The following is a 23,225-nucleotide window of genomic DNA, read 5'->3' on the forward strand; positions in this document are numbered from 1 at the left end:
TGCGCTAGTTGTATTCGGTGACGACGGTCACGAGCGTCGTCGATTCGGCGCGCGCGTTTTCGGATCGCCGTATCAGAAGCGCGCCGCCTGCCGGGCCTACGTGATATGAGCGGCCCAGGGACGGCCCGACGCGCTGTCCCGCGCCGTCGATGAAATGCGAACTCACCGCAGCGGCACGATCGCCCACTACGACCAACGAAACCTCCGCGCTCGGCGCATTGTGCGGTGGCGCGTAATAGGTGACAACGGCGGAGGAACGTACGCCTTTCACATCAGCGGAATCGTTCTGGAATCCACTGGTTCCGAGCATGGAAGCAGATCTGGCAGCGATGTCAAACGGCGGCGCAACCAATGCACCTCTGAACGTGATCGTGCCGCCCGGAACGAGCGTCGCGAAAGCCGGCACGCAAAGCCCGGCAAGGGAACTCACGACGGCGCAGCGCAGCGCGTGCCGGGCAATATTCAACCACTTCGCTTTTCTCATCTCGGCCCCTGTAATGAAACTTCTTGTGCTCTGGATTCCTTATCTGCGCGCTGCGCGAACATAATCAGCTTAAGAACATAATAAGACGCATCCTATTTTTGGAGCAAATCTTTTTTGAGATTTGATAGATGCCTGCGAGACGGCATGCAAATAACTCATGTCGATCCTTTCAGGCAACAAAAAACGCGCAATGGGAAATTCCCGATGCGCGTTTCAAGCGTATTAGAGCGAACTGCTCTGGCAAAGCCAGAAGGGTTATGCAAACGAACTCAAGGTATTCGGCACGTCAATGCACTCTTGCACAGTCAGCGTAAAGATGGTCCGTTGTCCGATGTTTTCGCGCAGCACAACAGCGTGTTTGCGTAGGAAATATCGTCGATGGTCAGGGACGCAACGTTCGCCTTCAATTGCAACGAGGAAACGATAACCTCGTATCGAGAACGCATGAGATCGCGGCGAACCGTAAAGTACGAGTCGAGCGCACGCAGAACGTCGACCTGCGTCCGGCTGCCGACCTTGAAGCCCGTTTCGGTTGCGGCCAATGCTTCCTTTGATGTCTGCATTAGCTGTTCGAGTGAGATACTCCGAACGCGCGCCTTTAGATATGCAGCGTAGTTTTCACGCGCATCCTTCTCGGCCGTGAAGGACGCGGATTCGATCGCGTCCTGCGCTTTGTCCTGCTGCGCCAGGCTTTGCTTCAATCGCGCCTGTATCTCTCCGCCGGAGAAGAGCGGCATCATCACCTGGAGCATGGCTGTGGTCGTGGTGGTCGGGCGCGCATAGCCCGACGCTGCGCCAGCCGGCGTGTAGGTGCCGGTAAGCGAGACGACCGGATAGTGCGCCGCACGCGCCTTTTTCGAATCCATCTTCGCGATTTCGAGGTCGAGCTGTTTCGATTGCACATCGTAGCCGCTCGAACTCGCCTGACCGGCCCAGACATCCGGATCTTCCGGCTCGATACGCGGCAGCTTCGTGCCCGCTGCAAGACCCGAAAGCGGCGAGAATGGCTTGCCGCTCATCTGCTGTAGAACGCGACGCTTCACCTCCATGTCCTGACGCGCGTCGGCGTTTTGAATCCGCGCCTGGGCGAGAGCGACATCGATATCGCGCTCGTCTATGACAGTCGCTTCGCCGGCGGCGCGCTTACGGCGCGTTTGCCTGTGCTGTTCATCGATGGCGGCGAGATATTCGCTCGTACGTTCGAGTTCGTCCTCCGCCGCGAGCGCATCGAAATAGGCGCGAACCGCCTTGAGCATCGCCGCTTGCTGCGCGGCCGCGAATTGCACCGCGCCTTGAGCGACGACCAGATCGGCCTGCTGATAGGTCGTCCATTTGGCCCAGTCGAAGAGGGGCTGCGCGGCCTGGAAAGTCCATCCGTTTTGCCAATAGCTCTGACGCGGAAAACCGTCCGTTTTGATTTCGTTATACGCACGGCCCCAGCCGATCAAGTCCGGCGAGCGACGCAATCTTGCTCTTGTTGGTCGTCCGAATTCGAAGCCGTAATGCGCCGCGCACCTGCGCATGAGCGGGATCGGCCCGCTTGGCCCGGGCGACGAACTCGGCAGGGAAGACATGAACATGGCCGCGGCGCCGGAAATTCTCGCGCTCTTCGCGCCCCCGGAATATGAACTCGATGACGCTTTGCGCCGGCGCTTTGTGCCGCCTGCGCTTGCACGCCGCGAACATCACACACTTGCGATAGATAGTCCGTTGCCTGAATTCAACGCCGGCTCGCTTCATCTCGATGGAATCGAACATGAAGATTGAACAGAAGAGCGACATTGCTTCGCCCGCACCGCTCGCTCGCGCGCCGCTAAGCGAACAGATGGGCGAGATCGAAGCGCGCGTGCGCGCGAAACCGGGCGTCGCTGCAAATCGCTGGGCGTTGTTCCAGTACCTGTGCGTCATTGGTGAGTGGGAGCGCGCGATGCAGCAACTGCAGACCTACGCGCAACTCGATAGCTCCCAGACGAACCATGCACACACGTATCGGGATCTGGTGCGTGCCGAACGTGCGCGTGAAAAGGTCCTGTCCGGATTTCTGGAGCCGGACTACGTCTTCGACGATGTACCCGATTGGATGCGCGGCCTGCTTGCGGCTTTGGGCTTGTTCGCGCAAGGAGAGATGCAAGCCGCGGACGACGCGCGTGAGAAGGCGCTGAATCTGGCACCGCTTGTGGCAGGGGCGGGCGCGGCGCACTCGTTCGCCTGGATCTCCGATAGCGACACACGCCTGGGCCCGGTGTGCGAATTCTTTGCGGCAGGCCGCTACCGTTGGCTCGGCTCCCATGAACGCAGGGGGTTGTAGTCGCGAACGCGGATCGACTGCGCGACGGTCACACTCTGCTGCTGCAATGACAAGACCGCTTCGTGGCCCGTTTCCAGCCCTGAAGTCTCGCGATAGAGCACGTTGGCGCGCAGCGAATAGTCGTATCCATCGATGTCATCGGCGAAGATGACCTGATCGCCGAAATCGCCGGGGCGCGTGTAACAGAACAGCCCCGCCTGACGCATCAACAGATGGATGAACGCCCAGTCCGATAGCTGGTGCTGCATGTGAAAGACGAGCTTCGGAAACTTGCGCCGCAGCTTGAACGCGAACTGATGCGTGACGAAATCGTGATCGCGCAAGATCGTCTCGATGATCTCGGGCACGGTCTTGTTCTGATAGATGCGCGATCGCTTGGTGATGCGCAGTCGAGCCAGCGGCGATTCGACCACGACGCGATACGCGCAGAAGTCGCGCGTCTTGCGAGTTCGCGTGAAGCGCGTGATGTTGCCGTTCCACTCGCGCGGCGTGCCGTCGCCGGGTAACGGCTCGATGCTGAACGTCGCGTTGTGCCCGAGATAGTCGGCGCGCGCCAGTTCCACATTGGCGGTCAGTTCAAGCGTGATGTGATACGGACTGCCTAGCCGTTCGATCGCCTTGACGGAGATGATCGAGAGGCCATCGCTCGGCGGTGCGCCTCGCACCTTGAGATAGTAGTTCTGCCTGCCCGTGATCCAGCGCGCGAGGGCGGTGGATCGCTTTGATTGTGCTTCCATTGCGTGATCCGTGCGAAATCGGGGATGTCAGGCGGAATGCCTGACGATCGGCCGAGAGTTGACACTGACCACGACTTTTAGATGGACATCACAGTGAGCGCAAGGAGACTTATCTGAATAAAAGTAAGGACTCCGTCGACCAAGCGGTCCATCGACCGTCGTTACTCGCTCGACTGCGCAAGCCCACCCCTCACCACCGCGCCTGCGCCGTCCCCGGCGGCGCCGATTCCCTCGCATACCCCGCCGGCGTCCGCGCAAGTTGCGCGCTCGGCCGCACCGCCATCAACGCACCGAATCCCGATTCATACCGCTCCATATACGGCGCGAGATCCGGCTTTGCGATAGCGAACCCGCCGTCCACACGTCCGAGCCCGCGCAACCAATGTCCCGTCTGCGCGAGCGAAACCTCCACATGCCAGCTTCCGCCCTCACGCTGCTGCTTCCACAGCGCCGCCGCCGCGCCGAACGCCATCAAAAATCCGCTCGCCATGTCGAGCATCTGCATCGGCAAGACGCGCGGCTTGCTCTCGCCGGCTGCTTCTCCCTCCGCCGCGTTGAAGCCCATCGCGGTCTGCACGAGCGAATCGAAACCGCGTCGCGCGGCCCACGGTCCCTCGGCGCCATACGCGCTCAACGACGTATAAACGATGCCCGGCCGATGCCGCGCCACTTCATCCGGCCCGAATCCCAGCGACGCGATCCCGCCCGGCCGATACCCCTGCGCGAACACATGCGCGTCATCGATGAGATGCCAGAGCGTCTCGCGATCCGAAGGCGACCGAAGATCGAGCAGCGCCGATCGTTTTCCGCGGCTCGTATCCGCGATAGCCGGAATATTCGGCAGATGCGGCCCGTTCACGAGCATCACGTCCGCGCCGAACGCGGCGAGCGCGCGCCCGCCGACCGGCCCCGCGAGAATGCGCGTGAAATCGAGCACGCGCAGGCCATCGAGCGGACGCGCATCCGCCGATAAAGAAGGCAACGCAAGCGCGGGCGCATCGCCGATGCGCGTGATCGTCATCAACGGCTGCGCGGCGATAGCCTGGCCCTGCGGCGTCGCATCCCATTCGTCGAACGTCCGCAGCATCGTCACGACGAGACCGCGCTCCGCCGCCGCGTTCTCGTAGTCGCCCGCGCGCCACGAAAGCAGCGCGCGTTCGGCGTCCTCACGCGTCGCGGTGCGCGGATCGAGCCCGAGCAGAAGCAGCGCGCCATCCTGATGATGTTCGAAGTTCGCATGAATCCGCACGTAGCCATCGGCGCATCGATAGAGACCGGAGAAGCGTCCCCATGTCTCCGGCTCCTTGCCGTCCACCGTGAACGCGCCGGTGCATTCGACCGCCGCGTGCGTCATGTCGACGGACACGCGCTGCCGCTCCACGCCGCGCGCGAAACCAAGCTCGCACGCCGCGAGCGCCGCCGCGCCGATGGTCGCCTGCGCCGCCGTGCCGACAGCGAAACTGGAAGGGAAAACCGGATCGCGACCCGGAAGGTCGATGAAAGAAAGCGCATCGTCGGGCAAGCCGGCGATGCGCCATAGGCTGCGCAGCGTATCGAGAGAGGAAGTCATGTCGGGCGCTCCTGAGTCGATGGAGCGCCCATTATCACGCCATATGCGTCATTGACGCCGCGTCGCCAGCTCCGCGCCCTGACGCAGCGCTTCGAGCATGCTGCCTTCATCGGCGATGCCCTTGCCCGCGATATCGAACGCCGTGCCGTGATCGACCGACGTGCGGATCACATCGAGACCAACGGTCACGTTCACGCCCGCTTCGAGACCGAGCACCTTCACCGGACCGTGACCCTGATCGTGATACATCGCGACGACGAGATCGAAGTCGCCACGCCCCGCGCGATAGAACAGCGTATCGGCGGGCAGCGGGCCAGTCACATCGAGGCCGCGTTCCTGCAAGAGCTTCACCGCGGGAATGATCTTTTCCTCTTCCTCGCCGTAACCGAACAGACCGTTCTCGCCCGCGTGCGGATTGATCCCGCACACGCCGATGCGCGGCTTCGCGATGCCCGCCTTCACGAGCGTCGCGTTGCCGCGCTCGATCGTGCGTTGCACGAGACCCGGCTCGATCTTGCGGATCGCATCGATGATGCCGATATGCGTCGTCACGTGAATCACGCGCAATTGCGGCGCGACGAGCATCATCGACACTTCTTCCACGCCCGTCAGATGCGCGAGCATTTCCGTATGGCCCGGAAACTTGTGGCCGCCCGCGTGCAGCGCTTCCTTGTTGAGCGGCGCGGTGCAGATCGCGTCGATCTGATTCGCCTGCGCCAGTTCCACGGCGCGCGCGATGTACTGGTAAGCCGCATCGCCCGCAACGGCCGACAGTTCGCCGAAGGGCAGGTCGTCGGGAATGAGACCGAGGTCGATGCAGTCGATCACGCCCGGCTCGTAGCGCGCTTCGGTCGCGTCCTTGATGCGCCGCACCGTCGCCTTGCCGCCGACGATTTCGTTGGCGCGTTCGAGACGCCGCGCATCGCCGATCACGAGCGGACGGCACTGCTTGTAGACCGCGTCGTGCGCGAGGCTCTTGACGACGACTTCCGGTCCGACGCCGCTTGCGTCGCCCATCGTGATGCCGATTACGGGGAGATAGTTGCTCATGATTTTCGTCTGGTGATGTCTGTTTTCAACGCGCTTCAACGCGTGATGGGAATATCCGCGCCGCGCAAATGCAGGTACGCGCCGAGCAGCGCGTGCTCGCTGCCGAACGCGCCGGCCTTGGTGACGACCGACGGCCCTTTGCCGTTCGATGGCCGTCCGAGCGCGACGCCCGCTTCGATTTCGCGCACGAGTTCGAGGCTGCCGACGTTCGCGGCGGCGAGCATCGCGCGCGCCGTTTCGCCGCCGGTCGCGATCAGCCCGCCGAGCGCATCGAAATGCGGCGCGACGAGCGCGGCGAGCGCGTTCGACAAGCGCGCGCCCTCGGCGGGATCGAACGCGTCGTCGCGGCCGATTCGCACGATCGCGTCTTCCTGGCCGCGCACCGCGTCGCCGATGCGCGCGCTCCACGTTTGCCATTGCGGATGACGCGCGCCGTCGCGCAACACGGCGGGCGGCACGATCATTTCGCACACGCCGGCTTCGGCGCACAGCAGCGCGCATTGACGTTCGGAGATGGCCGACAGGCTGCCGACGAGCGCGAGAATCGGGCCTTGCGCCGGCTCGATAATGCTCGCCGACTGCGTGGAAGCGTCGGTATCGAAGAGATCGGGCAGCGCGGCGAGTTCGCGGGCGAGTCCGCCGGAGCCGACCCAGAAGAACGGCTCATCGACGGAAGCGCTCACGCGTGCGAGCGATGCGAGATCGTCGCTGGTTTCGGCATCGACGATGATCGCGTCGATGCCATTGCCCGACGCCGCCGCCGACGCGATCATCAGCGCGACTTCCTGCGGCGCGGCGCGGAACGCATCGAGCGGAACATGCGCGGCGCGCAGGCCGACCGCGTCCAGCAACTCGCGCAAGCCGGCATGCTGCCCGGCGTGTTCGAGCTGCCACGTTTCCGTGTCTTCGAGCGGCACGCCGCGCACGAACACGCGCGCATCGCGCACCGTGCGGCCCGTCGCGGGAAACGCGGGCGTGACGATCGCCGGACCGGCGACGCGCGTCAGCGCCGCGACTTCGGCGGCCCAGTTGCCGCGCAACGTCGAATCGATCTTCTTGTAGAGACGCCGGCCCGGCGCGCGCAACGCGTGCCACGCGTCGGCCGTGCGCTTCGCGGCGTCGGCGGGCGCGAGGCGGCGCGTGTCGGTGTCGGCGGCGACGACGGTCGCGTTCGCGTCCGATGCGCCCGCGTCGAGCGACACGACCGTCTTGCGGCCCGCCGCCGCGAACGCGATCGCGCAATCGGCCGCGCCCGACAGATCGTCGGCGAGGATCAGCAAACTCTTCATTGCGTGGCCCCCCGAGCCTTCGCGGACGAACCCGCATCGCGCCGCGCGTTCACGCGTTTCGCGATGGATGCGGTCAATATCGGCGACACGATCGCCGTCACGACGACGCACGCCGCGACGAGCAGCGTCGCCGACTTGGCCGCTTCGTTGTACACCGGATTCGCCGCCGCGATCAGCGCCGGAACGGCCGCCGCGTTGCCCGCGGTGTTCGCTGCCGCCGCGCCCGCCACGCCCGTGCCGCCCGTCAGACGATCCGCGAAATAGAGCGGAATGCCCGTCACGATGACGACCGCGAAACCCAGTCCGATGCCGAGCAAACCGGCTTGCCAGACCTTGTGCAGGTCGAGGCTCGCGCCGAGCGCCAGCGCGAAGAACGGAATCATCACCGGGACGGCGCGGCCGAGAAACTCGCGCATCTCGCGATCGAGATTGCCGAGCAGCATGCCGACCGCGAGCGGCAGAATGCTGCCGACGAGCGTCGGCCACGGAAACGCGGACAAACCGGCGACGCCGAGCGTGACCATCGTCAGGAACGGGCCGGATTCGAGCGACATGATCGTGTACGCGCCCACGTCTTCCGAGCGGCCGTACTGACCCATCAGCGCCATGTAGAGGCCGCCGTTGGTGTCGTTCATCGCGGCGACGACGGCGAGCGTCGAAATGCCCGCGAACAGTCCCGATGAAATCGGCTGCTCGCCCAGGAAATGCCCGAGCACGATGCCCGCGATGATTGCCGTGCCGACCTTCGTCACGAACAGCGCGCCGCCTTTCTTCAGCAGATAAGGCGTCGCCTTCACGTCGATGCTGGCGCCCATGCATACGTAGAACACCGCGAGAATCGGCAGCGCGCCGGTGAAGAGCGCGTTCGTGAACGAGCCGAAGAACTTCGGCATGCCCGGCATGAACGTCGCGATCAGCGAGCCGATGAGCAACGGGACGATCATCATCCCGCCAGGAACGCGCTCGACGGCGCGCTTGATGTGAAGTTGAGCCATGAAGTCTCCTGAGTGGTCTTTGTCCGATTCGATCATCGATTGATCGAACCGATCAAATTGCAGTGTAGTCCTCCCGTCTGTTTTGCGCAATTTGGTCGTTCTAGGCGTTTACTCTGATCGATGTCGATCATTCCGACTGCTCGAATGACCAAATCGATCAAAATATCGGCCGTGCGCTCGACACGAACCGCGAGCATTCGACGGACCCGGCCGGTTCGCTACACTGTGCGTCGCCGCCAGAACCGTCAAAAGAAAGGAACAGGATGAAAGTCGAGAAACGCCGCGAAGCCATGTTGAAGGCCGTGCTCTCCGGCATGAACGATGTCGCCGCGCTGTGCGAGCACTTCGGCATGTCGGAGGCGACGGTGCGCCGCGACCTGCGCGCGCTCGCCGACGAACGGCGCATCGTGCGCACGTATGGCGGCGCGGCGTCGGTCGGGATGCACGAGCCGGAAGAATCGCTCGATACGCGGCGCGAGAGCTATCGCGAGCAGAAGGAAGCGATCGCGCGCGCGGCGGCGCGTCACGTTCAGGACGGCGACACGATCTTTCTCGACGGCGGCACGACGACCGCCGCGCTCGCGCGCTGCCTCGCCGGGCGCACCGAGATTCACGTCGTGACGAACAATCTGCTGGCGGTGAACACGCTCGCGGCGGCGGATGTGCGCGTGACGCTGATCGGCGGCGACGTGCGGCCATCGAGCATGAGCACGCTCGGACCGATCGCGCAGGTGGCGCTCACGCGCGTCACGTTCGACAAGGCGTTTCTCGGCGCGGATGGTGTCGTCGCGGGCCGCGGGCTGTGCGAGGCGACGGCGGAGCAGGCGTTTCTGAAGGAATGCATCGCGGGCCAGGCGGCGGGCGTGTTCGTGCTCGTCGCGTCGAACAAGCTGGAGCGCGCGAATCAGCAGCACTGGACGCCGCTGGAACGCAACTGGACGCTCGTCACCGATGCATGGGCCGAAGCGCCGGTGCTCGCGCGCTTCGAAGAGCGGGGGAATGTGACGGTGGAGACGGCGCAGGTTACGTCGAAAGAATCGTGACCAGCGCGACGGCGGAATCGCCTGCGAGCTGACCGCCGTTATGCTCGGCGAGCGCGACTTTCGCGCCTGGCCGTTGCCGCGCGCCCGCCCGGCCGCGCAACTGCTGCGTCAACTCGACGATCTGCGCGAGCCCGGTCGCGCTGACCGGATGACCGCGCGAAAGCAATCCGCCGTTCGGCCGAAAGCGACGGCGGCGAGGGCAATCGCGGGCGCCGCGCCGGCCATGCGCGTCGACGAATTTCTCGACGACAGCGATTTCCTCGCCGACGTGCTCTCGTCCGCGCGCGATGCGAACGGCAGGTTCTGGCCTGTGCTGAAGCAGCCATATCCGCTGACGAAAACGCCCGCGCGCGTGCGCGCCGTGCCGGGCGCGCCGCAACGCGTCAGACGCGCCCCGCCAGCGCCAGCACGCGCTCCAGCTCCGGAAGATCTACCGGCTTGACGAGATGCGCGTCGAAACCGGCGGCGCGCGTGCGGGCCATGTCCTCGTCGGAGCCGAGGCCCGTCATCGCCGCGACGATGACGTGCTTGCCATCGTCACGCATGCGGCGGATCACGTCGAAACCCGTCAGGCCGGGCATCGACAGATCGAGCAGCACGACCTGCGGCCGCGCCGCTTCGAACGATTCGAGCGCGTGCGACCCGTCGTAGGCGGCGCGCGCGTTGTGGCCGAGCATGTCGACGAGCAGCGTCATGCTGTCGGCGGAATCGCGATTGTCGTCGACGACGAGCACATCGAGCTGACGTCCCGCCGTAGCGGCCGGCGTGCCGCTCGCAGGCGTGCCGCGCGCGGGCGGCTCGGCGAGCGGCAGCCACAGCGAGAACGCGCTGCCTCGTCCGGCGCCGCCGCTTTTCGCCTCGACGTGGCCGCCGTGCAGTTCCGCGATCGCGCGCACGAGCGTGAGGCCGATGCCGAGCCCGCCTTCGTCGGCATGCGCGCCCGGCGGATGCTCCTGCACGAACAGATCGAACACCGTGCCGAGCGCTTCGGGCGAGATGCCGCGGCCTTCGTCGATGACGCGCACCAGCACCGTGCCCCCGCGCGGGCCGACTTCGAGCGTGATGGTCGAGCCGTGCGGGCTGAATTTCGACGCGTTGTTGAGCAGATTGTTGAGCGCCTGCACGAGCCGCGTCGGATCGCCGTTGACGAAAAGCGGCTGGCCGCTGTCCTGAATGTCGATGCGCTGTCCGCGCTCGTCGAACGATGGCTGGCTCGCCTCGACGCTCAGGTGCACGACATCCGCGATATCGACGATGTCCGTCGAGAGACGGATCTTGCCCGAGCTGACGCGCCCCGCTTCGAGCAGATCGTCGACGAGCTTCGTCAGATGCGCGAGCTGGCGGTCGACGATCTGACGGCTGCGGATCACGTCGGCGTCGTCGGACGATTTCAGCTTGAGGATGCTGACCGCGTTGCGGATCGGCGCGAGCGGATTGCGCAACTCGTGGCCGAGCAGCGCGAGGAACTCGTTCATGCGCCGGCTCGACGCTTCGAGTTCTTCGAGACGCCGCCGCGCGGTCATGTCGCGCGTGATCTTGACGAAGCCCTGAGCGCCGCCGTTCTTGTTGGGCAGCGCGCTCAGCATGACGTGCGCCCAGAACTCGGTGCCGTCCTTGCGAACGTGCCAGTCCTCGTGTTCGACGCGGCCGCGCTTCGCGGCGAGCGCGAGATCGTCGGTCGGACGGTCGCGGCCGTGTTCGTCCGAGGTGTAGAAAAGCGCGAAATGCCGGCCGATCGCTTCGGCCGCCGTGAAGCCGTAGATCTCGCGCGCGCCTTCGTTCCACGAGCGCACGTAGCCGTTCTGGTCGAGCATGCAGATCGCGTAGTCGCTCACCGAATCGATGAGCAGGCGCAGCCGTTCGTTCGCCTCGTTCGCGACGTGCCGGTCGGTGATGTCGTGCACGAAGCACGCGAACTGGCGCTGGCCTTCGTACCAGACTTCGCTGATCGTCAGCTCGGCGGCGAACTCGGTGCCGTCGCGGCGCAGCGCGGGCAACTCGACGCGCGTGTTGATGATGCGCGCCTCGCCCGTCGCGAGATAGCGCGTGAGGCCCGTGCGGTGTGCGTCGCGAAAGCGTTCCGGCACGATGAACGACGCGAGTTCCCGGCCCGCGACTTCGCGATGTTTCCAGCCGAAAAGCACGCTCGCGGCCTCGTTCCATTCGACGACCATGCCGGCTTCGTCCATCGATACGAATGCGACGTGCGCGTTGTCGAGCACGGTCTGACGGCGGCGCAGGGCGTCGGCGAGCTTCTTCTCGTATTCGATGCGCAGCGACGACTCGACGGAGAGATCCGCGGCGACGCTGGCTTTCTCCCGCAGCAGCGCGCGATTTTCCTGCGCGATCTCCTCGCGCGCGATGGTTTCCGCGATGCACGCGCAAAACGCATCGAGGATGCTGATGTCCGAATGTCCGAAATAGTCGACTTCGCCGGAGATGAGCTTCAGCACGGCGACCGAGCGGCCTTCGTAGACGACGGGCGCGACGACCATCGACACGGCGCCGACGGCTTTGCACGCCGCGCGGTCGACGCGATGATCCGTCGCCGAATTGCGGCAGATGAGCGCTTGCTGGCGCGTGATGCAAAGCCCGGACAGACTGCCGGCCGTGGGCAGCCGCACGCCGATGTGCGCCGCCGCCTTGCCGCTTGCCGCGCGGTAGTGGAGCGTGTCGCCCTCGATCCATTCCACGACGGCGGACGCGACGCCCGCGACTTCTCTCAGCGTGTCAGTGACTTTCTGGAGATAAGCGTTAAGCGGGAGCCGCGAATGGGCGAGGCTGGCGAACGTGGCGAACCATCGCTGGAAATGCGCCTGACGCGTATGTTCCGCCTTGATTTTCTTTTCCGGTGTCGACGCCTCGTATTGAGTCCGCATAGGGTATTTCCAATCGATGGATTCGCGATCTTCGAGTCGCGGAGATATCGGGTTTTTTGCGACGGATTAATCGCTCAATTGGAACACAAATACGGCCGCAATCGTTTGCTGTTCGAGAAGATTTTTAGAGGCTTGGGCCGCCGATGAAGCGCGTCGGGGCGGCATGCCGGGGATTATTGACTGGATCGTAAGCCGTTATGGGCATAAGTACGACAAATGACCGGTTGTGCATTCGCGGATTTATTGCGTGAGTATTAATTCCGTGCCGATGGGCGGATGGCGGTAAATTCGGCTTGCTTGCTTTCTTTCGCGCGTTCGGATTTGCGATGCGGGAAAGGACCCCTCGCGGCGGATGGTTTATTTCGTTATCCGGAAAATGCGGTTCGCCGAATTGGTTTATTGGGCGATTATTACGCTATTGCTTTTGCGGTTGCTTCAGATTCAATACGCATACCTCGCCACGACTTCCGCGACGCGCCCCAACGCGTCGCCCAACGTCGCCACATCCACCGATCCCAGCGCCAGCCGCAGCGCATGCGGCACCTGCGCCGCCGTGCAAAACGGCTCGGCCATCGATACCGAAATCCGCTCTTCCATCAGCGCCGCCGCGATGCGATCCGCGCGCACTTCCTCGGGCATCGGCAGCCACAGAAAGTACGACGCCGGATGCGTCACGCGCTTCAAACGCCCCAACGCACGCGCCGCGATGAGTTGGCGCATCGACGCATCCGCGCGCTTTTCCGCTTCGAGTCTCTCGACCGTGCCGTCCGCGAGCCAGCCGCACGCGATGGCCGTCATGACGCCCGGCGTGTTCCACGTCGTCACGCGGATGGCGCGCTCGATCTTCGGCACCCATTCGGATGGCGCGACGACATAGCCGACACGCAGTCCCGTCGCCACGTTCTTCGAAAAGCCGGATACGTACACCGTCAGTTCCGGCGCGATCGCGGCGAGCGGCGGCGGAGCGTCATCGGCGAGAAAGGCATAGGCCGCATCCTCGACGATGAAAAAGCCATGCCTGCGCGCAAGCGCTGCCAGTTGCCTGCGCCGCGTCGCCGTCATCACCCAGCCGAGCGGATTGTGCAGCGTCGGCATCGTGTAGACCGCGCGCACGCGGCGCCGCTTGCACAACGCCTCGAGCGCGTCGGGATCGGGGCCCGTGCCCGATGCGCGTATCGGCGCGAGTTCGATCCGGTGCGCGTCGGCGAGCAGCTTGAAGCCGGAATAGGTCAGCGTATCGACCGCGACCACATCGCCGGGTTTCAAGAGCGCCATGACCGTCGTGGCGAGGCCGTGCTGCGCGCCATCGACGAGCATCACGCGATCCGCGCTCACATCGAGACCACGGCGCGCGAGATGACGCGCGACCGTCGCCCGATCGCGTGCGCGTCCGCCATGCGGCTGATAGCGCAACAGCGCTTCCAGATCGCCCGCCGATGACAACTGCCGCAACGCACTGCGCAACAGTTCCGCCTGGCCGGCGAGCGCGGGGTAGTTGAAGTTGAGGTCGACCATGTCCGCGGCGATCGCGACCTGATCGATGCCGAGCGCTCGCGAAAGCGTCGTTTCCTTCACGAACGTACCGCGTCCCGTTTCGCCGCTGACGAGTCCCATCGCGTTCAGTTCGGCATACACGCGCGTCGCGGTCACGATGCCGAGTCGCTCGCGCGCGGCCAGCTCGCGATGCGTCGGCAGACGCGTGCCGGGCTTGAGGCGGCCGGAACGAATGTCATCGACGAACCTGTCGACGATCTGCTTGAAGCGCGGTGGTTTCGGCATGAGCGCCCATTCCCGATGTATCCATGACAATTGTTTGATTGTATTCGTCTCGCGCCGTAGCATGCACTCATGCGTTCCATGCGATGAAAGGAGAACATCATGCATATCGCCATTCTCACGTTCGACGGCTTCAACGAACTCGACTCACTGATCGCGCTCGGCATTCTCAATCGCGTAAAAAAGCCTGGCTGGAAGGTGTCGATTGCATGTCCGTCGGACGAAGCGCGTTCGATGAACGGCGTCGTGCTCAAAGCGCAAGCCACGCTCGAAGACGCCGCGCAGGCCGATGCCGTGATCGTCGGCAGCGGCATGCTCACGCGCGAAGTCGTCGCGGATCAATCGCTGATGGCGCGCATCAGGCTCGATCCCGCGCGTCAGTTGCTGGCGGCGCAATGCTCGGGCACGCTCGTCCTCGCGAAGCTCGGACTTCTTCGGGACGTCCCCGCCTGCACCGATCTGACGACCAAGCCGTGGGTCGAGGAAGCGGGCGTGCGCACGCTCGATCAGCCGTTCGTCGCAAACGGCAATGTCGCGACGGCGGGTGGGTGCCTCGCATCGCAATATCTCGCGGCGTGGGTGATCGCGCGGGTCGAAGGCGTCGCAGCGGCGCGCAGTGCAATGCATTACGTCGCGCCCGTCGGCGAAAAGGAAGCCTACGTCGAGCGCGCGATGAAAAACATCGCGCCTTACATCGACGTCGCCGCGCTCGCCTGAGTGGCGAAAAATCGTGCACCGCAAAGCCCGTCGCATTGCGCGCGACGGGCTTTTTCATGCTGCACGTGCGCAAATAAAACCGCCTGTATAAAGCAGTAAGCGCTTCGGGAAAGTCCCTACGGAAACATCAGACGTCTGATGTATATTTCATGGACTGTCATCCGAGAGAGCCTCATGCGACTGAGCGTCGAGCGATCGATGAGCGACAAGATCCAGGAGTCGCTCCTCACCATGATCCGCGAGCGCAAGCTCAAGCCCGGCGACCAGATTCCCACTGAAATAGAGCTTTGCGAGCTGCTCGGCGTCGGACGGTCGAGCTTGCGCGAAGCGGTCGCGCAGATGATCTCGCATGGCTTGCTGTCGCGTCAGCAAGGCAAGGGCACCTTCATCAGACAAATTTCGCTGAAGCTGCACGGCGGACTCGATGATCTGATGTCGGTGACGGACATGATTCGCAGCGTGGGCGCAGTGCCATCGACGAGTCGCATCCACACGGACACAGTCGCCGCATCGGAAAGTCTCGCGGAAAAGCTCGCGATCAGGCCCGGCGATCCATGCGTGCGAATCGAGCGCGTGCGGCGCGCGGACGACGCCATCGCCGCGTATTGCATCGACACGATCCCGAAGCGCGTGTTCGATGCGGCCGAAGGCGATCTGGGCGAATCGCTTTTCGGCATGTTCGAGCGCACGGGACGGCGGCTGTCGCATACACATACGTCGATACAGCCGACCATTCTCACGCCGCGCGATCTGCCCGAACTGGGCGACGGTTTCGGTCTGTTTCTGCTGCTGGACGAAGTGGATTTCGATCAGAGCGGCGAGCCGCTTTGCTATAGCAACGACTACTACAACACGAGCATCTTCAAGTTCGATCTGGTGCGCAAGCGTCGCTGACTGGGATGCGCGCACGGGCAACATCGGAGGAGACACCGATGGAGTTTGAAGCTTTCACCGCGCAGGAACTCGCTGCCTATCTCGGCGGCGTGCCCGACGTGCGCGCGTTGCTGGGCGAGCCCGACGATCTCGAAGTCGTCGAAGTCGGCGATGGCAATCTGAACTATGTGTACTTCGTGACCAACGCGAAGACGCCGCAGCGCAGTGTCGTCGTCAAGCAGGCGCCGCCGTTCCTGCGGCTCGTCGGCAAGACGTGGCCGCTTTCATGTCAGCGCATGGAGCATGAAGTCGCGGCGTTGCGGCGCTTCGGCGCGCTGTGTCCGCAGCATGTGCCGAAGGTTTATCACGCCGACAGCAAGCGCTTTCTGATGGTGATGCAGCATCTCGCGTCGCATCGCATTCTGCGTCAAGGTCTGATGGATGGCACGACGTATCCGCGTCTCGCGAATCATCTGTCGAGCTATCTCGCGCATACGCTGTTCCACGGCTCCGATCTCTTTCTCGCGCCCGATATCAAGAAGCAGGCCGCGAGCGCCGCGGTCAACTCGGAGCTATGCAAGATCACCGAGGATCTCGTCTTCACGTATCCGTTCGAGGATCATCCGTCGAACATGTATAGCCCCGCCTTGCCGAAGGCCGCGATCGAAAGGTTGCGAACGCACGAGCCTTTGCGCATCGCGGCCGCCGACATGAAGTGGGCGTTCATGAATCACGCCGAGACCTTGCTGCATGGCGATCTGCATACCGGCTCGATCATGGTCAACGAAGACGAAACCTTCGTGATCGATCCGGAGTTCGCGTTCTATGGACCGATGGGCTTCGACGTCGGCGCGCTCATCGCGAATCTGCTGCTCGCATATTTCTCGCGCGACTGGCACGGCCGCATCGACGGACGCGATCCCGTTGCGTATCAGGAATGGCTGCTCGAACAGATGACGCGCATCTGGACCGGCTTCAGCGCGCAGTTTCTCGAACTGTGGCGCGATCACGAGAGCCGCAGCAAGCGGCGCTTCATCGGCGGCGAAGCGGAAAGCCGCGCGCTCAGCGCGTATCGCGCGCATTTCATGCGGCGTTTGCTGGCGGATACGCTGGGCTTCGCGGGCTGCAAGATGATTCGCCGCATCGTCGGCATGGCGAAGGTGGCGGAGATCACGCGCATTCCGGATGCCGAGGCGCGCGCGCGTATCGAAGTGCGTTGCCTGCGTTGCGCGGAAGCGTTGCTCGTTGGACGCGCGACGTTTGGCGATATCGAACAGGTTGCGGTGCTCGCGCGCGAAATTCAACGCGACACCGCGACGATGTGACAGGAGACTTCATGGCTTCGCAGCCCTTGTTCAGCACGCTTCCCCCGACGATCGAATGGCGCGACGGCGATCTGCTGCTGCTCGATCAGACGCGTCTGCCGCATGAGATCGTCGTGGAGAACATCGCCGACGTGAAAGCGGTATGGCGCGCCATCCGCGAGTTGCGCGTGCGCGGGGCGCCGGCTATCGGCGTGGCGGCGGCGTACGGGCTTTGCATCGCGATGCGTGATTCGACGACGCTTCCGGTTGCGCTGTATCGCGCGGAGCTGGAACGTCATGCGAACTGGCTCGAAACGGCGCGGCCTACCGCGGTGAACCTGAGCTGGGGCGTGCGGCGCATGCTGCGTCACGCACGCGATATCGACGCGAAAGATAGCGCGACGCTTCACGCGGCGCTCGTCGAAGAAGCGAAGCGAATCCACGATGAAGATCGCGCGCTGTGCGAAGGCATCGGCGAGCATGGCATGCCGTTGATACGCGAAGGCATCGGCGTGCTCACGCACTGCAATGCGGGCGCGCTCGCGACGACGGGCATCGGCACGGCCACCGCGCCGATCTATGCGGCGCGTCGCGCGGGCCTCGCGTTCAAGGTCTACGCCGATGAAACGCGTCCGCTTCTGCAAGGCGCGCGGCTTACCGCGTTCGAACTGCAGCAGGCGGGCGTCGACGTCACGCTCATCATGGATAGCGCGGCCGCATCGATCATGTCGCAAGGGCTCGTCGATCTCGTGATCGTCGGGACGGATCGCGTCGCGGCGAACGGCGATTTCGCCAACAAGATCGGCACGCTCGGACTTGCCATCGCTGCGAATCACTACGGCATTCCGTTCTATGTCGCGTGTCCTTCATCGACGCTCGATCTGCAAACGGCAAGCGGATCGCGCATCGAAATCGAAGAGCGCGACGCCGAGGAAATCACGCATCTCGCCGGACGACGCATCGCGCCCGATGCGATGCAGGCGCGCAATCCCGCGTTCGACGTGACGCCGCATGCGCTCGTCAGCGGCTTCATCACGGAACGCGGCATCGTGCGCGCGCCGTTCGAGCGCTCGTTGCGCACGCTGTTCGACGCAGAGGGGACCGCCGCATGATCGCGGCCGATGAAAGCGCGTTGCGCCGCGCGATCGTCGATACGTCGCTCGAAATGGAGCGGCTCGGCATCAATCAGGGCACATCGGGCAATGTGAGCGCGCGGTATCGCGATGGCTTTCTTGTCACGCCGAGCGGCGTGTCGGCGCGCGAGCTCGACGAGCAGCAGATCGTGTGGCTGCCGCTCGACGTTACCGACGATGCCGACATTCTTCGCATCGCACAGCCGTCGTCGGAATGGCGCATTCATCGCGACATCCTGCGCGCGCGTGACGATATTCATGCGGTCGTGCATACGCATTCGATCGCCGCGACCGCGCTCGCCATTCATGGCCGCGACATTCCCGCGCTGCATTACATGGTCGCGGCGGCGGGCGGCAAGTCGATACGTTGCGCGCCTTATGCGATCTTCGGCAGCCAGGCATTGTCGGATCACGCGCTTGCCGCGCTGGACGAGCGTCGCGCATGTCTGCTCGCGCATCATGGCGTGATCGCGCTCGGCACCGATCTCTCGCGCGCCGTGTGGCTCGCGCATGAAGTGGAAGTGCTCGCGAAGCAATATCTGCTGGCGTTGCAGATCGGCGCACCGCCTTTGCTTTCCGATCAACAGATGGAAGAAGTGCTGGAGAAGTTCAAGACATACGGCAAGCGCAATACGGAGGATCGCTGATACGCGCGTGACGGGAAGCGATGCCTCATCGCAAGAACAAATCGCATTGAACAACTCGTACAACGGAGACAGTCATGGCCTGGAGCTCGGCAAGATTCGACAGTTGGGGAACGTTCGGCAAATCCACGGGCGCGGCGTTGCTCTGCGCGGCGGCCGCGTTGAGCGGATGCTCGAAGAGCGACAACTCGTCGTCGACAAGCAGCACCAACGCGGCATCGGGCGCGAACGCGGCGGCTAGCGCGCCGGCGAGTGCGCCGGCCGCAACCTCGGCGGGCGGCAAGACGAAGATCGGCTTTTCGATCGCGACTTTGAACAACGCGTTCTTCGTCGGATTGAAGGCGGGCGTGGAGCGCGGCGCGAAGGATCAGAGCTTCGAGCTCGTGCAGACCAACGCGAACGGCGACGCGCAGCAGCAGGTCAACGATGCGATCAATCTGCTGAGTCAGGGCGTGACGGCGCTCGTGCTGAATCCGATCGATTCGAAGGCGATCATTCCCGCTGTCGAGAAAGCCAACTCGATGAACATCCCCGTCTTCACGCTCGATCGCGGCTCGGATGGCGGCAAGGTCACGTCCTTCGTTGCATCGGATAACGTCGCGCTCGGGCAGACGGGAGCGAAGTGGATCGCCGAGCAACTGAAGAAGCGCTATGGCGAAGAGAAGGGCAACGTGGTCGACCTGATCGGTCTTGTCGGCACGACCGCCGCGACGGATCGCGAAAAGGGCTTCAGCGAAGAGATCGCGAAGTATCCGAACATCAAGGTCGTCGCGCGTCAGGAAGGCGCGTTCGACCAGGAGAAGTCGCTCAACGCGATGACGAGCATCCTGCAGAAATTCCCGCAGATCGATGCGGTGTTCGGCGCCAACGATGACAACACGGTGGGCGCGGAAAAGGCCATCGACAATGCGGGCCGCTACAAGCCGCTGGGCGACAAGGAGCACATTCTCGTGATCGGCGCGGACGGCACCGCGCAGGCGCTGTCCGCGATTCGCGCGGGCAAGCAGGATGCGACGATCTCGCAGAACCCGATCCAGATGGCGGCGAAGTCGCTGCAGTTCATCGCGGATTACAACGCGAAGAAGGACGTGCCCGCGAACTATGCGTGGCCGACGATGCTCATTGACAAGTCGAACATCGATTCGGACGAAGTGAAGAAGTACGGCCTGTGGTCCGAGGAAGTGAAGCAGTAAGGCCAACCGGAACGCGCGACATGACAGTCGAAACGGCAGCACTCGCGCACACGGCTTCGCACGCGGCGAAGCCGTTGTTGCACATGCAGGGCATCGTCAAGAGCTTCCCCGGCGTGAAGGCGCTGCGTGGCGTGAGCCTGGAGTTGCAGGCGGGTCACGTGATGGCGATCGTCGGCGAGAACGGGGCGGGCAAGTCGTCGCTCGTGAAGGTGTTGTCGGGCGCATATGAACCCGACGAAGGCACGATCGAGATCGACGGCATGCCGCTCGCGCGTGGCACGAATGCGGCAATCGATGCGGGCGTGGCCGTCATTTATCAGGAGCTTTCGCTCATCAACGACATGACGGTCGCGGAAAATCTGTTCCTCGGCCGCATGCCTTCGCGCAACGGCTTCGTGATGATGCGCGAGGCGAACACGATGGCGCGCGAAGCGCTCGCGCGCGTCGGCCTCGACAACGTGCCGCCGTGGATGCGGCTCGGCGATATGCCGTTGAACAAGCGGCAACTCGTCGAAGTAGCGAAGGCGATTGCACGCGATGCGCGCATCCTCGTGATGGACGAACCGACTGCCGCGCTGCAAAGCCACGACATCGAGAATCTGTATGCGGTCGTGCGCCGCTTGCGCGCGGAAGGCATGGGCATCATCTTCATCTCGCATCATCTGGAGGAGGTGTTCGAGCTTGCGGATTCCGCTGTCGTGATGCGCGATGGCGCGACCGTCGGCGCGCGCCCGATGTCCGCATGGACCGAAGCCGATCTCGTGCAGGCGATGGTCGCGCGCAATCTCGAATCGTTCTATCCGTGGGAGCCGCGCGAGTATGGTCCGGTCGTGCTCGAAGTGCGCAATCTCGCGAGCGCGCCGCTTCTGCGCAATGCGAGCTTCACGGTGCGCGCGGGCGAGATCGTCGGCATTGCGGGCATCGCGGGTGCGGGGCGCACCGAGCTGCTGAAGACGATCTTCGGCGCGTTGCCGGTGACGAGCGGCGAGATCCTCGTCAAGGGGAAGAAGGTCAGCAATCATTCGCCGACGCAAGGCGTGCGTCATGGGCTTGTCTATACGTCGGAGGATCGCAAGCTCGAAGGGCTGGTGCTGGAGGCGAATATCGAAGAGAACGTCGCGCTGTCGAGCCTCAAGGCGCTGGCGAGCGGCGGCTTCGTGAGCCGCGTGAAGAAGCGCAGGCTCGCGCAGGAAGCGAGTGCGCGCTTCGGCGTGCGTGCGTCTTCGGTGTTGCAGATCACGGGAACGCTTTCGGGCGGCAATCAGCAGAAGGTGATTCTTGGCCGCGCGACGGCGACGAGTCCGGTCGTCATCATGCTCGATGAACCGACGCGCGGCATCGACGTGGGCGCGAAGTCGGAGATCTACGCGCACATGGTGACGATGGCGCGCGCGGGCGCGGCGGTCGTCATGGTGAGTTCGGAGTTGCCGGAGTTGCTGGGCATGTCGGATCGCGTGCTGGTGATGTATCGCGGCAGCATCGTGACCGAGATCGCGCGCGACAAGGCGGATTCGGAAACGGTCATTCAGTGGGCAACGACAGGAGCAGGCGCATGACCTCCACGGCAGCCGATCGTTCGGATACGGAGGCGCTGTCGCGCCGTGTGATCCGTCAGTTGAGGAGCGGCATCGGACCTTTGTTCGCGGCGCTCGTCATCATCTGTATTGCGTTGTCGATTGCATCGCCCGAGTTTCTTACGACGAGCACGCTGACCAACATCATGGTGCAGGTGTCTGTCGTCGGCATCGCGGCGGTGGGCGGGACGTTCGTCATCATCACGTCCGGCATCGATCTTTCTGTCGGATCGCTGGTTGCGTTGAGCGGGATGGTCGCGGCGACCGTCATGGCGGGGTCGAGTCCGGGCGCGGTCGGATTGGGCGTTGCGGGGTTGTGCGTGGCGCTCGCGGTGGGCGCGTTCGCGGGCGCGCTGAATGGGCTCGTGATTTCGTGGCTGAGGCTCGTGCCGTTCATCGTCACGCTTGCCGCGATGGCCATGGCGCGTGGCCTGACGCTCGCCATTTCCGATGGCCGCACCAAGTTCGATTTTCCTGACGCGTTCACGATGTTCGGTGCGAAGACCGTTGCTGGCTTGCCTATGCCGATGGTCGTGATGCTCGTCGTGTTCGTCGTCGGACATGTGTTGCTACGCAAGACGACGTTCGGGCATCAGGTGTTCGCCGTCGGCGGGAATCAGGAAGCGGCGCGGCTTGCCGGGATTCCGGTTCGACGTGTGGTGTTCTTCACTTACATGCTTGCCGGTGCGACGGCGGCGATTGCAGGCATCGTGCTTGCCGGGCGGTTGAATTCCGCTTTGCCTTCGGCGGCTAATGGGCTGGAGTTGCAGGTTATCGCGGCTATTGTGATTGGGGGGACTTCGCTGGCGGGCGGGCGTGGGTCCATCGTCGGGACTTTTATCGGTGTCGTGCTGATTGGGGTCATCAATGTTGGACTCTCTCTTCTTGGGGTGAATCCGTTCTGGACGCAGTTCATTCAAGGCGGTGTCATCTTTGCTGCGGTCTTGCTCGATGCGCTTAGTCAGCGGAGGAAGGTTTGATGGTTTCTGCTTTTTATCGCCGGATCCCGCTGTCGTGTCGGTCTATTAGCGTTGCCCCTGTGCGGGGCGGCAGTCACTTTCTTTGCTGCTGCAAAGAAAGTAACCAAAGAAAGCAGCTCGTCACCGCCCGCGGTCACACGCAATTTGGGTAGTTCTCTCGTCCACGGCGGCACTCGCCTAAAGAGTGCCCTCATAAGCCCCATCCGGCTTGGCTCGCGCACGGTCCGCCGCCCAATAACTTCGAGCGCGCCGGTTCAGCACGAAACAGCTTCGGCACAGCGCTACGCGCTGCCGCCGGGTATGCAAGGGAAACCAAAGGGCGGCGAAGGCGGCGAGATGGAGACGTTAGCAGAGAAGCACATGCACTCCCGATTGACCCATCGGCCGCGAAGCGGGCCGGAGCTATTTGGTGCTGAACCCGTTTGGCGTGTGGTGCGATGAGACAGACCGTGCGCGAGCCAAGTCCGATGGGGCCTATGAGGGCACTCTTTAGGCAGCCCACGAAGGACGAGAGGACTACCCAAATTGCGTGTGACCGCGGGCGTATCGGAAGCTGCTTTCTTTGCTTACTTTCTTTGCAGCAGCAAAGAAAGTGAGTGCCGCCCCGCACAGGGGCAGTGCTAATAGACCGACACGAAATCAGGCTTCACACAAACGCAAGCGAACAGAACAGAAC

21 protein-coding genes and 1 pseudogene are annotated in these 23,225 nt (G+C 63.7%); 12 read left to right on the forward strand and 10 right to left on the reverse strand.

What is annotated here, in order from left to right:
* Positions 1-4: 4 nt before the first annotated feature.
* Entirely contained in the window at positions 5-196 is a 192-nt protein-coding gene (locus tag NCS00_RS25065; RefSeq protein WP_175982610.1) for a hypothetical protein, read from the reverse strand.
* 112 nt (positions 197-308) lie between these two features.
* On the opposite strand from NCS00_RS25065, the gene NCS00_RS25070 reads away from it, so the two are divergent.
* Entirely contained in the window at positions 309-548 is a 240-nt protein-coding gene (locus tag NCS00_RS25070) for a hypothetical protein (protein ID WP_250441269.1), read from the forward strand.
* Positions 549-789: 241 nt separating this feature from the next.
* Here the strand turns inward: NCS00_RS25070 and NCS00_RS25075 are convergent, their stop codons facing one another.
* Positions 790-1,950 carry a TolC family protein gene (locus tag NCS00_RS25075; RefSeq protein ID WP_250441270.1) on the reverse strand — a complete coding sequence of 387 codons (1,161 nt, stop codon included), beginning with the start codon at positions 1,948-1,950 and terminating at the stop codon, positions 790-792.
* Positions 1,951-2,062: 112 nt separating this feature from the next.
* On the opposite strand from NCS00_RS25075, the gene NCS00_RS25080 reads away from it, so the two are divergent.
* Both NCS00_RS25080 and NCS00_RS25085 read left to right on the forward strand, forming a co-directional pair.
* Complete coding sequence (locus NCS00_RS25080; RefSeq protein ID WP_502801599.1) at positions 2,063-2,251, forward strand: TagK domain-containing protein; 189 nt, start codon at positions 2,063-2,065, stop codon at positions 2,249-2,251.
* Positions 2,241-2,792: a type VI secretion system accessory protein TagJ gene (locus NCS00_RS25085; protein ID WP_250441271.1), complete on the forward strand. Its 552-nt coding sequence runs from the start codon at positions 2,241-2,243 to the stop codon at positions 2,790-2,792. Before NCS00_RS25080 ends, NCS00_RS25085 begins: the two co-directional genes overlap by 11 nt.
* Here NCS00_RS25085 and NCS00_RS25090 read toward each other — a convergent pair.
* From NCS00_RS25090 to NCS00_RS25110, 5 genes are all read right to left on the reverse strand, one after another.
* Entirely contained in the window at positions 2,753-3,529 is a 777-nt protein-coding gene (locus NCS00_RS25090) for a phage late control D family protein (RefSeq protein ID WP_250441272.1), read from the reverse strand. The two genes, NCS00_RS25085 and NCS00_RS25090, sit on opposite strands and share 40 nt — an antisense overlap.
* Before the next feature lie 190 nt (positions 3,530-3,719).
* Entirely contained in the window at positions 3,720-5,099 is a 1,380-nt protein-coding gene (locus NCS00_RS25095) for a CoA transferase (protein WP_008347437.1), read from the reverse strand.
* Between the two features lie 48 nt (positions 5,100-5,147).
* A complete protein-coding gene (gene pdxA / locus NCS00_RS25100) occupies positions 5,148-6,149 on the reverse strand; it encodes a 4-hydroxythreonine-4-phosphate dehydrogenase PdxA (protein WP_008347439.1) in 1,002 nt (333 codons plus the stop codon).
* Positions 6,150-6,184: 35 nt separating this feature from the next.
* Positions 6,185-7,438 carry a four-carbon acid sugar kinase family protein gene (locus NCS00_RS25105; RefSeq protein ID WP_250441273.1) on the reverse strand — a complete coding sequence of 418 codons (1,254 nt, stop codon included), beginning with the start codon at positions 7,436-7,438 and terminating at the stop codon, positions 6,185-6,187.
* Entirely contained in the window at positions 7,435-8,433 is a 999-nt protein-coding gene (locus NCS00_RS25110; RefSeq protein ID WP_008347443.1) for a 2-keto-3-deoxygluconate permease, read from the reverse strand. Before NCS00_RS25110 ends, NCS00_RS25105 begins: the two co-directional genes overlap by 4 nt.
* 263 nt (positions 8,434-8,696) lie before the next feature.
* On the opposite strand from NCS00_RS25110, the gene NCS00_RS25115 reads away from it, so the two are divergent.
* Positions 8,697-9,476 carry a DeoR/GlpR family DNA-binding transcription regulator gene (locus NCS00_RS25115; RefSeq protein ID WP_250441274.1) on the forward strand — a complete coding sequence of 260 codons (780 nt, stop codon included), beginning with the start codon at positions 8,697-8,699 and terminating at the stop codon, positions 9,474-9,476.
* On the opposite strand, the pseudogene NCS00_RS25120 reads toward NCS00_RS25115, so the two are convergent.
* From NCS00_RS25120 to NCS00_RS25130, 3 genes and pseudogenes are all read right to left on the reverse strand, one after another.
* Positions 9,457-9,654, reverse strand: a pseudogene (locus tag NCS00_RS25120) (thiolase C-terminal domain-containing protein); the annotation flags it as partial. The gene NCS00_RS25115 and the pseudogene NCS00_RS25120 overlap by 20 nt on opposite strands.
* A 205-nt stretch (positions 9,655-9,859) precedes the next feature.
* On the reverse strand, positions 9,860-12,355 hold the full coding sequence (locus tag NCS00_RS25125) for a hybrid sensor histidine kinase/response regulator (protein ID WP_008347449.1): 2,496 nt from the start codon (positions 12,353-12,355) through the stop codon (positions 9,860-9,862).
* A gap of 441 nt (positions 12,356-12,796) precedes the next feature.
* Positions 12,797-14,134, reverse strand: coding sequence for an aminotransferase-like domain-containing protein (locus NCS00_RS25130; protein WP_250441275.1), 1,338 nt, complete (start codon positions 14,132-14,134; stop codon positions 12,797-12,799).
* A 99-nt stretch (positions 14,135-14,233) separates the two neighbouring features.
* Between NCS00_RS25130 and NCS00_RS25135 the strand changes: the two genes are divergently transcribed.
* The 8 genes from NCS00_RS25135 (at position 14,234) to NCS00_RS25170 (ending at position 22,549) form a co-directional block, all read left to right on the forward strand.
* Positions 14,234-14,848, forward strand: a complete 615-nt coding sequence (locus NCS00_RS25135; RefSeq protein WP_250441276.1) for a DJ-1/PfpI family protein — start codon at positions 14,234-14,236, stop codon at positions 14,846-14,848.
* Positions 14,849-15,046: 198 nt separating this feature from the next.
* Positions 15,047-15,742, forward strand: coding sequence for a GntR family transcriptional regulator (locus NCS00_RS25140; RefSeq protein WP_239295565.1), 696 nt, complete (start codon positions 15,047-15,049; stop codon positions 15,740-15,742).
* Between the two features lie 38 nt (positions 15,743-15,780).
* The gene (mtnK, locus tag NCS00_RS25145; RefSeq protein WP_250441277.1) at positions 15,781-17,046 is read left to right on the forward strand and encodes an S-methyl-5-thioribose kinase; all 1,266 of its coding nucleotides are present in this window, start codon (positions 15,781-15,783) and stop codon (positions 17,044-17,046) included.
* Positions 17,047-17,057: 11 nt separating this feature from the next.
* Complete coding sequence (mtnA, locus tag NCS00_RS25150; protein ID WP_175983268.1) at positions 17,058-18,137, forward strand: S-methyl-5-thioribose-1-phosphate isomerase; 1,080 nt, start codon at positions 17,058-17,060, stop codon at positions 18,135-18,137.
* Positions 18,134-18,805 (forward strand): L-fuculose-phosphate aldolase, encoded by a 672-nt coding sequence (locus NCS00_RS25155; RefSeq protein ID WP_250441278.1) that lies wholly within the window; start codon positions 18,134-18,136, stop codon positions 18,803-18,805. Before mtnA ends, NCS00_RS25155 begins: the two co-directional genes overlap by 4 nt.
* Before the next feature lie 74 nt (positions 18,806-18,879).
* On the forward strand, positions 18,880-19,995 hold the full coding sequence (locus NCS00_RS25160) for a sugar ABC transporter substrate-binding protein (protein ID WP_250441279.1): 1,116 nt from the start codon (positions 18,880-18,882) through the stop codon (positions 19,993-19,995).
* 20 nt (positions 19,996-20,015) lie between these two features.
* Positions 20,016-21,551, forward strand: a complete 1,536-nt coding sequence (locus tag NCS00_RS25165) for a sugar ABC transporter ATP-binding protein (protein WP_250441280.1) — start codon at positions 20,016-20,018, stop codon at positions 21,549-21,551.
* Positions 21,548-22,549 (forward strand): ABC transporter permease, encoded by a 1,002-nt coding sequence (locus NCS00_RS25170; protein ID WP_175983266.1) that lies wholly within the window; start codon positions 21,548-21,550, stop codon positions 22,547-22,549. Before NCS00_RS25165 ends, NCS00_RS25170 begins: the two co-directional genes overlap by 4 nt.
* Positions 22,550-23,225: the final 676 nt, after the last annotated feature.

Origin of the sequence: Caballeronia sp. AZ1_KS37 (assembly GCF_023631165.1) — a bacterium.
GTDB lineage: Bacteria > Pseudomonadota > Gammaproteobacteria > Burkholderiales > Burkholderiaceae > Caballeronia > Caballeronia zhejiangensis.

Coding starts and splice junctions, on each gene's coding strand:
- mtnK (WP_250441277.1), top strand. CDS start 15,781: ATGGAGTTTGAAGCTTTCACCGCGCAGGAACTCGCTGCCTATCTCGGC.
- NCS00_RS25140 (WP_239295565.1), top strand. CDS start 15,047: ATGAGCGACAAGATCCAGGAGTCGCTCCTCACCATGATCCGCGAGCGC.
- NCS00_RS25110 (WP_008347443.1), bottom strand. CDS start 8,433: ATGGCTCAACTTCACATCAAGCGCGCCGTCGAGCGCGTTCCTGGCGGG.
- NCS00_RS25125 (WP_008347449.1), bottom strand. CDS start 12,355: ATGCGGACTCAATACGAGGCGTCGACACCGGAAAAGAAAATCAAGGCG.
- NCS00_RS25085 (WP_250441271.1), top strand. CDS start 2,241: ATGAAGATTGAACAGAAGAGCGACATTGCTTCGCCCGCACCGCTCGCT.
- NCS00_RS25095 (WP_008347437.1), bottom strand. CDS start 5,099: ATGACTTCCTCTCTCGATACGCTGCGCAGCCTATGGCGCATCGCCGGC.
- NCS00_RS25135 (WP_250441276.1), top strand. CDS start 14,234: ATGCATATCGCCATTCTCACGTTCGACGGCTTCAACGAACTCGACTCA.
- NCS00_RS25080 (WP_502801599.1), top strand. CDS start 2,063: ATGGCCGCGGCGCCGGAAATTCTCGCGCTCTTCGCGCCCCCGGAATAT.
- NCS00_RS25160 (WP_250441279.1), top strand. CDS start 18,880: ATGGCCTGGAGCTCGGCAAGATTCGACAGTTGGGGAACGTTCGGCAAA.
- NCS00_RS25105 (WP_250441273.1), bottom strand. CDS start 7,438: ATGAAGAGTTTGCTGATCCTCGCCGACGATCTGTCGGGCGCGGCCGAT.
- NCS00_RS25070 (WP_250441269.1), top strand. CDS start 309: ATGGAAGCAGATCTGGCAGCGATGTCAAACGGCGGCGCAACCAATGCA.
- NCS00_RS25170 (WP_175983266.1), top strand. CDS start 21,548: ATGACCTCCACGGCAGCCGATCGTTCGGATACGGAGGCGCTGTCGCGC.
- NCS00_RS25115 (WP_250441274.1), top strand. CDS start 8,697: ATGAAAGTCGAGAAACGCCGCGAAGCCATGTTGAAGGCCGTGCTCTCC.
- mtnA (WP_175983268.1), top strand. CDS start 17,058: ATGGCTTCGCAGCCCTTGTTCAGCACGCTTCCCCCGACGATCGAATGG.
- NCS00_RS25130 (WP_250441275.1), bottom strand. CDS start 14,134: ATGCCGAAACCACCGCGCTTCAAGCAGATCGTCGACAGGTTCGTCGAT.
- NCS00_RS25155 (WP_250441278.1), top strand. CDS start 18,134: ATGATCGCGGCCGATGAAAGCGCGTTGCGCCGCGCGATCGTCGATACG.
- pdxA (WP_008347439.1), bottom strand. CDS start 6,149: ATGAGCAACTATCTCCCCGTAATCGGCATCACGATGGGCGACGCAAGC.
- NCS00_RS25090 (WP_250441272.1), bottom strand. CDS start 3,529: ATGGAAGCACAATCAAAGCGATCCACCGCCCTCGCGCGCTGGATCACG.
- NCS00_RS25165 (WP_250441280.1), top strand. CDS start 20,016: ATGACAGTCGAAACGGCAGCACTCGCGCACACGGCTTCGCACGCGGCG.